This window comes from Rossellomorea aquimaris (assembly GCF_000935355.1).
Taxonomy (GTDB): domain Bacteria; phylum Bacillota; class Bacilli; order Bacillales; family Bacillaceae_B; genus Rossellomorea; species Rossellomorea aquimaris_B.
This window is the reverse complement of record NZ_JXZC01000006.1, coordinates 1-12,964: the sequence shown is the minus strand read 5'-3', so window position 1 is coordinate 12,964 and position 12,964 is coordinate 1. Positions and strand designations below refer to the sequence as shown.

Annotated in this window: 11 protein-coding genes; 1 reads left to right on the top strand and 10 read right to left on the bottom strand. The window is 42.2% G+C overall.

Translation table 11 applies throughout. The annotated features are described in order from the left end of the window. Window positions 1–14: 14 nt before the first annotated feature. The 4 genes from TV75_RS14360 to hemA are packed head-to-tail and all read right to left on the bottom strand — an operon-like array spanning window position 15 to window position 3,957. A complete protein-coding gene (locus TV75_RS14360) occupies window positions 15–806 on the bottom strand; it encodes a uroporphyrinogen-III synthase (protein ID WP_044339491.1) in 792 nt (263 codons plus the stop codon). Beyond that, on the bottom strand, window positions 806–1,738 hold the full coding sequence (gene hemC, locus TV75_RS14355) for a hydroxymethylbilane synthase (protein WP_044339490.1): 933 nt from the start codon (window positions 1,736–1,738) through the stop codon (window positions 806–808). Before hemC ends, TV75_RS14360 begins: the two co-directional genes overlap by 1 nt. 17 nt (window positions 1,739–1,755) lie before the next feature. Next, window positions 1,756–2,589 (bottom strand): cytochrome C assembly family protein, encoded by an 834-nt coding sequence (locus TV75_RS14350; RefSeq protein WP_044339489.1) that lies wholly within the window; start codon window positions 2,587–2,589, stop codon window positions 1,756–1,758. A 15-nt stretch (window positions 2,590–2,604) separates the two neighbouring features. After that, window positions 2,605–3,957 carry a glutamyl-tRNA reductase gene (gene hemA, locus TV75_RS14345; RefSeq protein WP_044339488.1) on the bottom strand — a complete coding sequence of 451 codons (1,353 nt, stop codon included), beginning with the start codon at window positions 3,955–3,957 and terminating at the stop codon, window positions 2,605–2,607. Between the two features lie 937 nt (window positions 3,958–4,894). On the opposite strand from hemA, the gene TV75_RS14340 reads away from it, so the two are divergent. After that, entirely contained in the window at window positions 4,895–5,380 is a 486-nt protein-coding gene (locus tag TV75_RS14340) for a LiaI-LiaF-like domain-containing protein (RefSeq protein WP_044339487.1), read from the top strand. Between the two features lie 55 nt (window positions 5,381–5,435). Here TV75_RS14340 and TV75_RS14335 read toward each other — a convergent pair whose 3' ends face one another. The 6 genes from TV75_RS14335 to lonB form a co-directional block, all read right to left on the bottom strand. After that, complete coding sequence (locus TV75_RS14335) at window positions 5,436–6,176, bottom strand: amino acid ABC transporter ATP-binding protein (protein WP_044339672.1); 741 nt, start codon at window positions 6,174–6,176, stop codon at window positions 5,436–5,438. A 16-nt stretch (window positions 6,177–6,192) separates the two neighbouring features. After that, complete coding sequence (locus TV75_RS14330) at window positions 6,193–6,840, bottom strand: amino acid ABC transporter permease (protein WP_044339486.1); 648 nt, start codon at window positions 6,838–6,840, stop codon at window positions 6,193–6,195. A gap of 89 nt (window positions 6,841–6,929) precedes the next feature. After that, window positions 6,930–7,712 (bottom strand): transporter substrate-binding domain-containing protein, encoded by a 783-nt coding sequence (locus TV75_RS14325; protein ID WP_044339485.1) that lies wholly within the window; start codon window positions 7,710–7,712, stop codon window positions 6,930–6,932. A gap of 331 nt (window positions 7,713–8,043) precedes the next feature. Then, window positions 8,044–8,628 (bottom strand): ribosome biogenesis GTP-binding protein YihA/YsxC, encoded by a 585-nt coding sequence (gene yihA, locus TV75_RS14320; protein ID WP_044339484.1) that lies wholly within the window; start codon window positions 8,626–8,628, stop codon window positions 8,044–8,046. Then, on the bottom strand, window positions 8,625–10,949 hold the full coding sequence (gene lon / locus TV75_RS14315; protein ID WP_044339483.1) for an endopeptidase La: 2,325 nt from the start codon (window positions 10,947–10,949) through the stop codon (window positions 8,625–8,627). Before lon ends, yihA begins: the two co-directional genes overlap by 4 nt. A 171-nt stretch (window positions 10,950–11,120) precedes the next feature. Then, window positions 11,121–12,779, bottom strand: coding sequence for an ATP-dependent protease LonB (lonB, locus tag TV75_RS14310; protein ID WP_044339482.1), 1,659 nt, complete (start codon window positions 12,777–12,779; stop codon window positions 11,121–11,123). Window positions 12,780–12,964 lie beyond the last annotated feature (185 nt).

Here is a 12,964-nt window from a genome sequence, read left to right as displayed (position 1 = left end):
GAGTAAATAAAGCTTTATTTTGATGATCTATTCATAATAAATTCTTTCATATCGTTTACCATTTCATTTACAGTATAAATGCTTGGACAGATTTTTACATGCAATCCGTACTTTTCAGCCGTATTTTTTGTAATGGGGCCAATGCACGCAATGGGAATGTCCTGAATTTCATCATGAAGGCTATACTGATCGATCACCTTCATAAAATGGTGAACCGTTGATGAGCTGGTAAACGTAATGATATCAAGTTTTTCTTCTTCAATGATATCCTTCAACTGACCGATGCTCCCTTCTGGAAGGACGGTATCATAGACAATCCATTCCTGACAGGGTACTCCTGCAGAGGTTAACTCTGAAGCAATGACGTTTCTTGCCAGGTTCCCTTTTGGTATCAGGACGCCCCCTGAAGGCTTCACTTTCGAAATGAATTCCTCTGCAAAGTCATCCCCTGTAAAATGTTCAGGCACAAAGGAAACAGGGATTCCGTATTTCTTGCAATATTGTTCGGTTTTACTTCCAACAGCAGCAAACTTCCCGGAAAAGGAAGATAGATCGAGCTGTAGTCGTTTCAATGCTTGATGAAAGAATCTAACTCCATTTTTGCTGGTGAAAATAATCCATTCGTACGTATGTATGGTTGTGTGAAGATTCTTTTCCCACTTATCTTCATGAGGGTGAAAATGAAGGAGAGGCACCACAACCGGAATCCCTCCCTCGACTTCAATGAGGGAGGCCGTTTCACTGGATCCCTCACTGCCACGAGTAATCAAAACCTTTATATTTTCTAAAGGCCTTTTCCCCTTCATTAGTGATCAAGCTCCTCTTTCACCTGATCGATAAGGGCTTTAGCACCCAGTTCTGTTAAACTTTCAGCCACTTTTTCACCTACTTGTACAGGATCCTGACCCACCATGTATTCTTTATAAATGGTTTTCCCATCAGGAGAAGCTACAAGTCCCGTTAAGGCAATGTCTCCATTGTCATGCAGCTCGGCAAACCCTGCAATCGGCACCTGACATCCACCTTCCATCTTGTGAAGGAACGCCCTTTCAGCCGTTACAGTCTTTGTGGTCTCAACACACGCAAACTTCTGCAGAAGCTCAAGCACCTCAGAATCATCTTCTCTGCATTCAATGGACAACGCTCCTTGACCGACTGCAGGCAGGCAAAGATCGGGATCCAGGAATTCCGTTACAACATCCGATGTCCAGCCCATACGGGATAATCCTGCCGCTGCAAGGATGATTGCGTCGTAGTCCTCATTCTGAAGCTTCGTTAAGCGCGTATCGATATTACCACGGATCCATTTGATTTCAAGATCCGGACGTACGGATAAGATCTGTGCTCCCCTGCGAAGACTACTCGTTCCTACGATTGCTCCCCCCGGTAAATCTTTAAGTGCCACATGATTTTTACTAATGAACGCATCGCGGTGATCCTCGCGAACCGGTATACATCCGATGGTCAGTCCTTCAGGTAAGACCGCAGGCATATCTTTCATACTGTGAACGGCCATATCGATTTCTTTATCCAGCATCGCTTGTTCGATTTCTTTTACAAACAAGCCTTTTCCACCGACTTTCGATAGGGTGACATCAAGGATCTGATCCCCTTTTGTCACAATTTCCTTCACTTCGAATTCGTAAGAGGGATCCAGTGCTTTCAACTGATCGATCACCCAATTTGTTTGTGTCAGTGCTAATTTACTTCGTCTCGATCCAACAATGATTTTTCTCATAATGACCTCCTGAAATCTTATGAATACCAGAAATGAAATGAAGACAACCGACTTCCCAGGAAAAAGTTAATTAATATGATCAAGAAGGCTGCAACATTTAGAAAAGCTAATGATTTACCAAATACATTTTTTTTAATGCGGAGATATAAATAACTACTATATAAAATTAATAGAATGAATGACCCTACTATCTTCGGATCATACCAAAGAAATTCCGGCAGCTTAATATAAGCCCATTGGAGCCCAAGTATCAAACTAAGTAGAAGCATCGCTACTCCAATGGAATTTGAGATATATGAAATCTTCTCAAGTTTGGACAAATCACTGATCCGCCAAAGCCTCTGTCCCCATTTCTTCTCCTTCAATAATTTAAATTGGAGGAGATAAAGCAAGGAAAACACAAAGGATAATGAAAAGGCGCCATATGAAAGGATGGCCATCGTAATATGAATCAACAATAATTCGGATACGAGCTGTTCGGCCATTGCCTGGGACTCTACCTGTACCGGTGCAAACGTATGGATCGCCATGATGATGAAACCAAGTACATTTGTGAAAAACACCGTAAAGTCCACTCTTAATAATCGATTGATGACCAGTGACAGGGTAATGAGGACCCAGGCATAAAAATAAAGTCCCTCGAAAATGGTGAGGACCGGGAACCTGCCTGTGTTGATCATGTATAGAAATAAAAAGATTGTTTGAAGAACCCAAACAATCGCAAGTAACCAGAAGGCAAACAGATTCGCCTTCCGGTTTTTGTTTAAGAAATCTATAAAGTAAAAGAGAATACTAATAGCATACAGAACAATCATAAGTTCATGCAGCCTAGTCATCGTTTGTTCAAACATAGTCAATAACCTCACTTATGCTTGAAAAGAAGGTTGTGGTATAAGCTTAAGATCGCTCTCAGTCTTTTCATTGGCTGCTTTTACTTGTTTCTGCTCCAGCACTTGTTGTTCAATGTTAAAAATATTGATGAATAAATCCAGTTTATCTTCCGCATCGGGAAGACCCGCTAATTCCTTCGCTTGCAGGATCGGATCCTTTAACAACTGATTGATGATACTCTTCGTATGTTTATTTAACACTTTTCGCTCACGATCTGTTAAGTCAGGCATTTTCCGCTCGATGCTTTCCATCGTTTCAGCCTGGATGGAGAGTGCTTTTTGTCGAAGAGCCGAAATAACAGGGACGACTCCAAGCATATTCAACCACTCTTTAAAAGCCACAATTTCAGCTTCAATCATGATTTCAATTTGCTCGGCTGCTTTCTTACGCTCAGACAGGTTTGCCTGGACGATGCCTTCCAGATCATCGATATCATAAAGGAAAACACTTTCTAATTCACCGATGGAGGGATCCAGATCACGTGGTACTGCAATATCCACCATGAAGAGAGGACGACCCTTTCTCATGCTTTCCACATGGGACATCATCTCTTTTGTTATGACAAAATCCTTTGCACCGGTAGAACTGATCATAATATCAGCCTCTACAAGGGCACATTGAAGCTCCTGCAATGTTTTCGCATTACCGCTGAAACGTTCTGCCAAGGTTTGGGCCTTTTCATACGTACGATTAATGACCGTCACCTTAGTAGCCCCACTGCCATGAAGGTTTTGGATCGCAAGCTCTCCCATTTTACCTGCTCCCAGAATGAGAACATGCTTTTTCTCCAGGCTGCCGAATACTTTTTTAGCCAGTTCAACAGCTGCATAGCTGACAGACACGGCATTGGAACCGATATCTGTTTCAGAGTGACCCTTTTTGGCCACCGTCACTGCCTGCTTGAACAGATGATTAAATACTGTACCGGTCGCTCCTGACTCCTGTGCATTCAGGAAGCTTGAACGAATCTGACCGAGTATCTGGGTTTCCCCCAATACCATTGAGTTCAATCCGCACGCAACCTTAAAAAGGTGCTCAACTGCCCCTTCTTGTTCATAAATGAAAAGATAAGGCGTGAACTCCTCTTTATCTATATCGAACCATTGAGATAAGAAATCTTTAATATAATAACGACCTGTATGAAGCTGATCTACTACTGCATAAACTTCCGTTCTGTTACATGTAGAAACAATCACATTTTCCAGAATGCTCTTCTTTTCCTTTAAAGCCTTCATAGCGAAAGGAAGATCAGTTTCATTGAATGATAAACGCTCACGAATCTCAACAGGGGCCGTTTTATAATTCAAACCAACGACTATTGTATACATGCTATGCACTACACCCCCAACTAAAATCATTACTCTCATTATAACATGTCCGAAAAAGCTCCTGACCCGTAAATGTGAACAGAAATTGAAACCTAAGTATGATACATTTATAAGGTACGAAGGGCATGCTTCTTCCGGGACTTGCTAAACATTCATTTTTTCATATACATTTAAGATTAACAAAGAATCAATATGAAAGCATTTTCAATTCTAAACAATCTTATATATTTCGACATTACCTACTAATGTAGGGTACCAAAACAAGCCTGAAGAATCAAGTAATGGAAAGGTTTCTCATCTATTTGTCGAAACATCTGAGCTTATTTTTCTTATTATGTATTATTTTCCCTAAAAAAACAGTAATTAAAACTTTAATTTCTAATAGGCTCTTTTCGTAAAGTTTGTTGCTATTGTAGAAGAGAAAGTACTAGTTGATTTCCGCTCCAGGATGCTCGCTTTCCGCGGGGCTGGCGGTGAGCCTCCTCGGCTGCGCCTCCGGGGTCTCACCTGTCCAGCTATTCCCGCAGGAGTCGAGCATCCTTCCGCTCCAATCAACTTTCTGAGCATGTATCCTTGATGAAAAACAATATAAACAAGTCTTTTTGCAAACAATCTACATTTATCCTAAGTAATGATTGATTTTCCTTTTAAGGAAGAATATTTTTTTCTAGTTACATTGTATTATTGCACACTTTGAAGCTCTGTCATGAAAATTCCATTAAAGATGGTGAGGGGAACTGCGCAGACTCCTGCGGAAGTACGGGCGTGCCGAGACCCCGGAAGCGAAGCTGAGGAGGCTCGGCCGAACGTCCGCGGAAAGCGGAGCAGTTCCCCTCACCATCCAGCACATACTAATTGACAGAGCCAAAGAGGACTTTTTGTTAAAAACAACATTCTTTTCGGGGAAGAAGTATTAATAAAGTACGGGAGGAAGAGTATGAGACAACAAAGAATATTCCCAGGGATCATTTTGATTGGGTTTGGAGCCTACTTTTACTTACAGCAAGCAAACATCGTGCTATTTCAGGAGTTCTTCACCTGGCCCACTTTATTGATGATTGTCGGACTGGCATTTCTGGGACAGGGATACGGGGGAAGGGACTTTGAAGCCATTTTACCCGGTACGATCCTCGTTGGGTTCGGTCTGCATTTTCATGTTGTCAATAAACTCGAAATCTGGCCAGATCACATGGGGACCTTCATACTGATCATTGCATTGGGTTTTCTGCTTAGATACCAGAAAACGAGATCAGGACTTTTTCAAGGGGTGCTCTTTTTAACACTATCTATCATTCTCCTTTTCTATGATAAAGTGGTGAGATGGTTTGGCTTGATCGAGGGAAGTGTGGGAACGGCCTGGGAATTCTGGCCTATCATCATTATCGGAATTGGCGTCTACTTATTGTTTATAAAGAAGAAATAATTCTATTTGATCAAAAGAAAAGCCCGGAATTTGTTCCGGGCTTTTCTACGTACTATTAGAGGACTGAATCCAAAAACTCTCTCGTCCTCTGCTCTTTTGGAGCGTTGAACAATTCCTGGGGAGGACCTACTTCCACGATCCTGCCATCATGCATGTACACGACCCAATCGGCTACCTCCCGGGCAAACCCCATTTCATGGGTCACCACGACCATCGTCATCCCCTCTAAAGCAAGCTCCTTCATGGTAGCCAAGACCTCTCCGACCAATTCAGGGTCAAGTGCTGAGGTAGGTTCATCAAAGAGCATGATTTCAGGCTTCATGGCCAGGGCCCTTGCAATGGCCACACGCTGCTTCTGGCCACCGGAAAGCTTGGATGGGTAGACATTTTCCTTATCCCCAAGGCCGACTTTCTTTAATAGCTCTTTCGCATCCTTCTTTGCTTCCGCCTTCGAAACCCCTTTGACATATACCGGAGCTTCCATCACATTTTCCAGCACCGTTTTGTGAGGGAAAAGGTAGAAATGTTGAAATACCATACCTACTTTCTGACGGATTTTATTCAAATCATGTGTATCCTGATTGACTTCATCGCCTTCTATGACAACCTTTCCATTGTCTTTCAGTTCAAGGAAGTTTAAGCAGCGGAGTAATGTACTCTTCCCCGATCCACTGGCTCCAATGAGGCAAACCACATCACTTTCCTTTACACTGATATCAATATCCTTCAATACATGTAAATCACCAAAGGATTTATTTAATTTCTCCACTTTAATCATTTCCTGACTCACACTCATCCCTCCCGCATCTTTATTAATCACTGACCGACATCCGCTTTTCTATGATATTGACAATCGTTGAGAATACCAGTACCAGAACCAGATAATAGATCGCTACAACGAGCAGGTAGGTCATGTAATCAAAGTTGTTGGATCCAAGCGTCGTTGCCACACTGAACAATTCGAACATCCCTATGAATGAAGCAAGAGATGAATCCTTTAATGCAATGATGAATTGATTACCAAGTGGTGGCAGGGCCCGTCTGAATGCTTGAGGCAAAATGATCCTTCTCATGGATAATCCAAGAGACATCCCCAAGGAGCGTCCCGCTTCCATTTGCCCTTTATCAATGGATTGAATGGCTCCACGGAAAATCTCGGCGATGTATGCACCATTATGGAAAGCAAGACCCATGACAACAGACCAGAAGCCTGAAATATTTAATGAAGTTAATCCGAAGTAGAAAATAAAGATTTGAACAATTAATGGTGTTCCCCTAACAACGAAAATGTATAAATCCGCTAATAGTTCCAATGGCTTGATTCCTGAAATCTTGAGAAACGCGAAAAACAAACCAATCACGATCGCAATAAGAACAGATACAAAGGTTAATTGGAATGTTAATAACATCCCTTTTAGAAAAACATCATATGTACCAGTTAAGGTTTCAAAAAAGTGCATGAACTTCCCTCCAGTCTATTCAATACGTGTAAATAACGGACAAAAAGCGAATGCGCATAGAAGCACATTCGCTCTGTGTCATGCTGCCTTTACTCTTCTTCTGGATCTGATGTGATGTCTGTATTGAAATATTTTTCACTGATTTTCTTCAGCGTACCGTCTTCTCTTAAGGTCTCAAGCGCTTTATTGATTTCATCCAATAACTTTTCATTTTCTTTGCTTACAGCGATGGCTTGCTCACTGCGGCCGATCAGCTCACGGGCTTCAACGTTCAGCCCTGCTGCGATCGCTTCTTTCCCTGTGATGAAGTCGGTAATGACGGCATCATGCTTTCCTTTATTTAAAGCTTCTAATGCGACTACGTCACTATCATATTGTTGAATATTATCCGTTACTCCCTGAGCAGTCTCTGCGTAAGTAGATCCTTTGGAAACGGCAATCTCCATTCCTTCCAAATCATCCAATTTTTCTACAGAACTGTCCGGGCGAACGAAAATCTGTGGTCCCGAATAATAATAAGGAGTTGAGAAGTCTACTTCCTTCAAGCGTTCATCCGTGATCGTATGGCTGGCAACCGCCGCATCAAAACGTCCGGATTTCACTCCTTCTACAATTCCTGCAAACTTGAATTTCTTCTGTTCAGGTTCTAGCCCCATTTCTTTTGCAACGGCTTCTGCCACTTCAATATCGAAACCAGACATGGTTCCATCATTATTTGTTACACTGAATGGCTTAAATTCACCTGAAGCTGCATAAACGAATTTGCCTTCCTCTACTAACTTCGCACCATTTTCCGTTGTGGCTTTGTCGCCACAGGCTGATAGAAGAAGCGCAGAAATGACTAACAAGACTAGGCTTTTCCAATTCTTCACTGTCTAGAGTCCCCCTTATGTAGCTTGTAATATTTTTAATCTTTCATAATTTTATCAACAAAAGAGAAAATTCTCAAAATTCAAATATAGCTTCTACAGCTTATAATTATCCATTTTCTTGGATGAAAGAGATTCAGCTTTGTTATAGATACATATGCGTCTCTATCCTTTCATTTCCTTTCATATCCTTTGATGATATAGGTCTATCAACCTTATACGGAGTTCAGTAGACCCTCTTTTATACTACTTTTAAGCTAGATTGGTGCTGTCATGTTTAGTCATAAAAAAAGAACCGATCTCCACATATGTGGAAATCGGTTCTTTTCAAGGCTTATTTATAGAACGACTTGATGGCGTCCCAGGCTTTGTCTTTTCCAAGGCCTGTTTCGGAAGAGAACATGATGAGGTCGTCTTCTTTGTCCATATTTAGTGTTTCTCTTGTTACTTTCAAGTGCTTCTGCCATTTGCCTTTCGGGATCTTATCCGCTTTCGTGGCAATGACGATGCATGGAAGTTCATGATGCTTGAGGAAATCGTACATCATGACATCATCATTGGTTGGCGCATGTCGCAGGTCCACGATCAGGATGACCGCCCTTAGCTGCTCACGGGAAGTGATGTAGGTTTCGATCATCTTGCCCCATGCTTCCCTCTCCGTTTTTGATACTTTGGCAAAACCGTAACCGGGTACGTCCACATAATAGAGGGTTTCTTCTATTTTATAAAAGTTCAGCGTCTGGGTTTTACCTGGCTTGGATGAAATCCTTGCCATACTCTTGCGGCCGATCATTTTATTGATGAATGAGGATTTCCCTACGTTTGAGCGTCCCGCTAAGGCAAACTCAGGAAGAAAATCGCCAGGATATTGTTCAGGCCTGACTGCACTGATGACTAGCTCAACTTGATTTACTTTCACTTCTTTTCACCTACTAATGCTTTCTCTAAGACTTCATCAATATGGGATACAAGGATGAACGTTAATTCTCCCCTTACACTTTCAGGAATATCATCTATATCCTTTTCATTATCTTTCGGAAGGATAATCGTTTTAATTCCCGCACGATGAGCGCTTAATGTTTTTTCTTTCACTCCCCCGATTGGAAGGACTCTTCCCCTCAGGGTGATTTCACCTGTCATCCCTACTTCACGATTGACGTATTTACCTGTCAGGGCTGATACAAGTGCCGTCGTAATGGTGATTCCTGCTGAAGGACCGTCTTTTGGAACTGCTCCTTCAGGAACGTGGATATGAATATCATATTTCTCGTGGAAAGACTCGTCGATCCCAAGATCATTCGCTTTCGAACGTACATAACTAAATGCCGTCTGAGCCGACTCTTTCATGACATCTCCCAATTTTCCCGTCAGCACAAGCTTTCCTTTACCCGGTGCTAAGGAAACCTCGATTTGTAACGTATCTCCTCCAACCGTGGTGTAAGCAAGACCTGTTGAAACACCGATTTGGTTTTCTATTTCAGCTTGACCATAGCGGAACTTTTTCTTCCCCAGGAACTCTTCAATATTGCTGGAAGTAATCACGACACGCTTCTTGTCACCAGAGACAATGATCTTGGCCGTTTTTCTGCAAAGGGCTGCAAGGTGGCGTTCAAGGCTCCTCACACCAGCTTCTCTTGTGTAATAACGAACAATATCCACAATCGCTTCATCTCTGACCTGAAGCTTCGATTTATTTAGGCCATGATCTTTAATTTGCTTCTCCAATAAATGGTGCTTCGCAATATTCAATTTTTCAAGCTCTGTATAACCTGCGATCGTAATGATCTCCATTCTGTCACGGAGCGGGCCTGGAATGGTCGATAAATCATTCGCCGTTGCGATGAACATGACTTTGGATAAATCATACGTTTCTTCAATATAGTGATCACTGAAATTCGAATTCTGCTCAGGATCAAGTACTTCGAGCATCGCAGAAGAAGGGTCACCCCTGAAATCACTTGACATTTTGTCAATTTCATCAAGAAGGAAAACAGGATTGATGGTGCCTGCTTTTTTCATGCCACGGATGATTCTGCCGGGCATCGCACCTACATAGGTACGCCTGTGACCTCTGATCTCTGACTCATCTCGAACGCCTCCGAGGGAAATGCGGACAAAGTTTCGCCCCAGTGATTCAGCCACTGAACGGGCTAAACTCGTTTTCCCGACACCCGGAGGCCCGGCAAGGCATAGGATGGGTCCTTTAAGGGATTGAGTTAACTGCTGAACAGCCAAGTACTCAAGCACTCGCTCTTTTACCTTTTCAAGGCCATAATGATCCCGGTTCAATATTTGCTCAGAACGTTTTATATCTAATTGATCTTCTGTTTCCGTCGACCATGGCAGTGATACAAGCCATTCGATATAATTACGTATGACAGAGCTTTCAGCAGAGCTTGATGGAACTTTTTCATAGCGTGCCAACTCTTTCAATACTGTTCTTTCAACATCCTCCGGCATATCCGCTTGTTCTATCTTCGATGTTAAATCTTCAATTTCACCGGTTTTTCCTTCTTTGTCGCCCAATTCTTTTTGAATGGCTTTCATTTGTTCCCGTAAGTAGTACTCTTTTTGGGTTCTTTCCATGGAACGTTTCACACGCTGCCCGATTTTCTTCTCCAGGCTGAGCACTTCTTTTTCATTGTTTATGGTCTCGATCACCATTTGAAGTCGCTTCTTGATATCCAGGGTTTCAAGAACGTTTTGCTTTTCTTTCATTTTCAATGGAAGATGGGAGGCAACGATATCCGCAAGTCTTCCCGGCTCTTCAATATCTGAAACAGTGGAATACGTTTCGGCTGAAACTTTTTTTGAAAGCTTTATGTATTGTTCGAAATAATTCAATAACGTCCTCATTAAAGCGTCTGTTTCTGATTCTTTCACATCGGAATCTTTGAATTCCTTTACTTCCACTTCATAGAAGTCTTTTTGCTCAGTAAATGATTCAATCGATGCCCTGTTTAAACCCTCAACCAGAACTCTGATCGTTCCATTCGGTAATTTAAGCATCTGCTTTACCTTTGTAAGAGTTCCCATTTCGTAAAAATCTTCTTGTGTTGGCTCATCTATATTCATATCTCTTTGAGTTGTTAAGAAAATTAAATGATCATCCATCATTGCTTTTTCTAAAGCTTGTACGGAGCGCTCACGTCCAACATCTAAATGTAAGACCATTGTTGGATACACAAGTAAGCCTCTTAATGGAAGGAGGGGAACCGTTAAATTATTTTGATTTGCCACATATAACACCTCCGAATTTTGCTCTAAGTCTTTGTACAATTCTAACTTATTTACTAGGTAGTGTCTATTAAATAGGTATTTACAACTTTATTCAGTCCATTTAACGCTTATTCCATTTTCTCTTCCATTCAAAAACAAACCGATTCGGATAGACCCGAATCGGTCAACAGTCTATACACTTTTCTTATTTTGTTCTGTTATGAGATCAGTTTGAAGTGGCGCTTCCTTCATTAATGCCAGATCCAATACTTCTTTAAGCTGTTTTACCGGGATCACTTCAATCCCCTCGATTTCACTCAACATTGCTTGCTGGTTATCATAAGGGATGATCGCAATAGTGGCACCAGCCAATTTCGCGCCCTTCACTTTCGCGGTCACGCCGCCAACCGGTTTCACGAGACCGTGGATACTGATTTCACCGGTAACAGCTATGGTATGTTTCACTGGAATTCGGTAAATGGCAGAATAGATGCCGAGTGCCATGGCTATCCCTGCAGAAGGACCGTCTACGGGTACTCCGCCAGGAAAGTTCACATGAATATCGTATTGATCGGCAGGGACACCCATGGATCGAAGCACTGTAATCACGTTTTCAATTGAGCCTTTCGCCATACTTTTTCTTCGGACTGATTTACTACGATCTCCGATGCTTTCTTCTTCCACGATTCCCGTCACATTGATCAGCCCTTTATCCGTTGCCGGGATAACGGTTACTTCAATTTCGAGTAGGGAACCTGTATTGGGCCCTGTTACAGCTAACCCATTTACTAATCCAATGGTAGCTTCTTCATTGATTTTTTTCTGATAGCGGGGAGAAAGCTGACTGGATTGGATAATCCACTCCAGTTCATGATCAAAGATTTCTTTTCTATTTTCGGTAATGGCTACTCCAGCTGCGATCTGGACCATATTAACCGCTTCACGTCCATTACGGGCGTATGAGGAAAGCGTTTCAAGACCTTTGTCACTAATCGTCATTTCCACTTTCTCAACGGCTCTGGCAGCTACTTTCTTCACTTCATCATGCTCAAGCTCTCTAAAGAATACTTCCATACATCTAGAGCGGATAGCTGGCGGGATTTCACTCGGGGTACGAGTGGTTGCACCGATCAAACGGAAATCTGCCGGGAGGCCATTTTTAAAAATATCATGTATGTGAGTAGGAATCTGATGATTTTCTTCATTGTAGTAGGCACTTTCAAGAAACACTCTGCGATCTTCTAATACTTTTAATAACTTATTCATCTGGATAGGATGCAATTCTCCTATTTCATCAATGAACAAAACCCCGCCATGGGCATTCGTTACAGCCCCTTGCTTCGGCTGGGGAATCCCCGCTTGTCCCATGGCTCCCGCTCCTTGATAGATGGGATCATGGACAGACCCGATCAGCGGATCGGCAATTCCCCGTTCATCGAAGCGTGCGGTTGTTGCATCCAGTTCAACGAATACAGCTGCAGGTTTAAAAGGGGATTTCATATTCTTCTTGGCTTCTTCCAAGACCAATCGGGCAGCTGCGGTTTTCCCGACGCCAGGAGGTCCATAGATGATGACATGCTGAGGATTCGGACTGCATAATGCTGCTTTCAGTGCTTTAATTCCATCTTCTTGGCCTACAATATCTTCAAAGCTTGATGGCCTTACTTTTTCTGCAAGAGGTTCAGTTAACGAAATGGATCTCATCTTTCGTAATTCTTCCATCTCTTTTTTTGACTCTCGATCAATGGAAACTTTTTGCGTTCGCTGATTTTTCAATAGGTTCCAAAAGTACAATCCAATGATTATTCCGAAGAATAACTGGATAAACAAAGCGATGCTAGTAAAGCTCATTCGTCTCCCTCCAAGTAGATACAAGTTGTTATCGGTTAGTATCTCCTTGACCTTGTGGGAATAAACAAAAAAATTCTGGTTCTAAAATGAGTAAAAAAAAGAATTATGGAACGACTACTGATGGTAAGAAGTGATGGAATGAAAACAGAGTTCGTTCCTTTTCGCTCCAGGCACTTGCTTTCCGC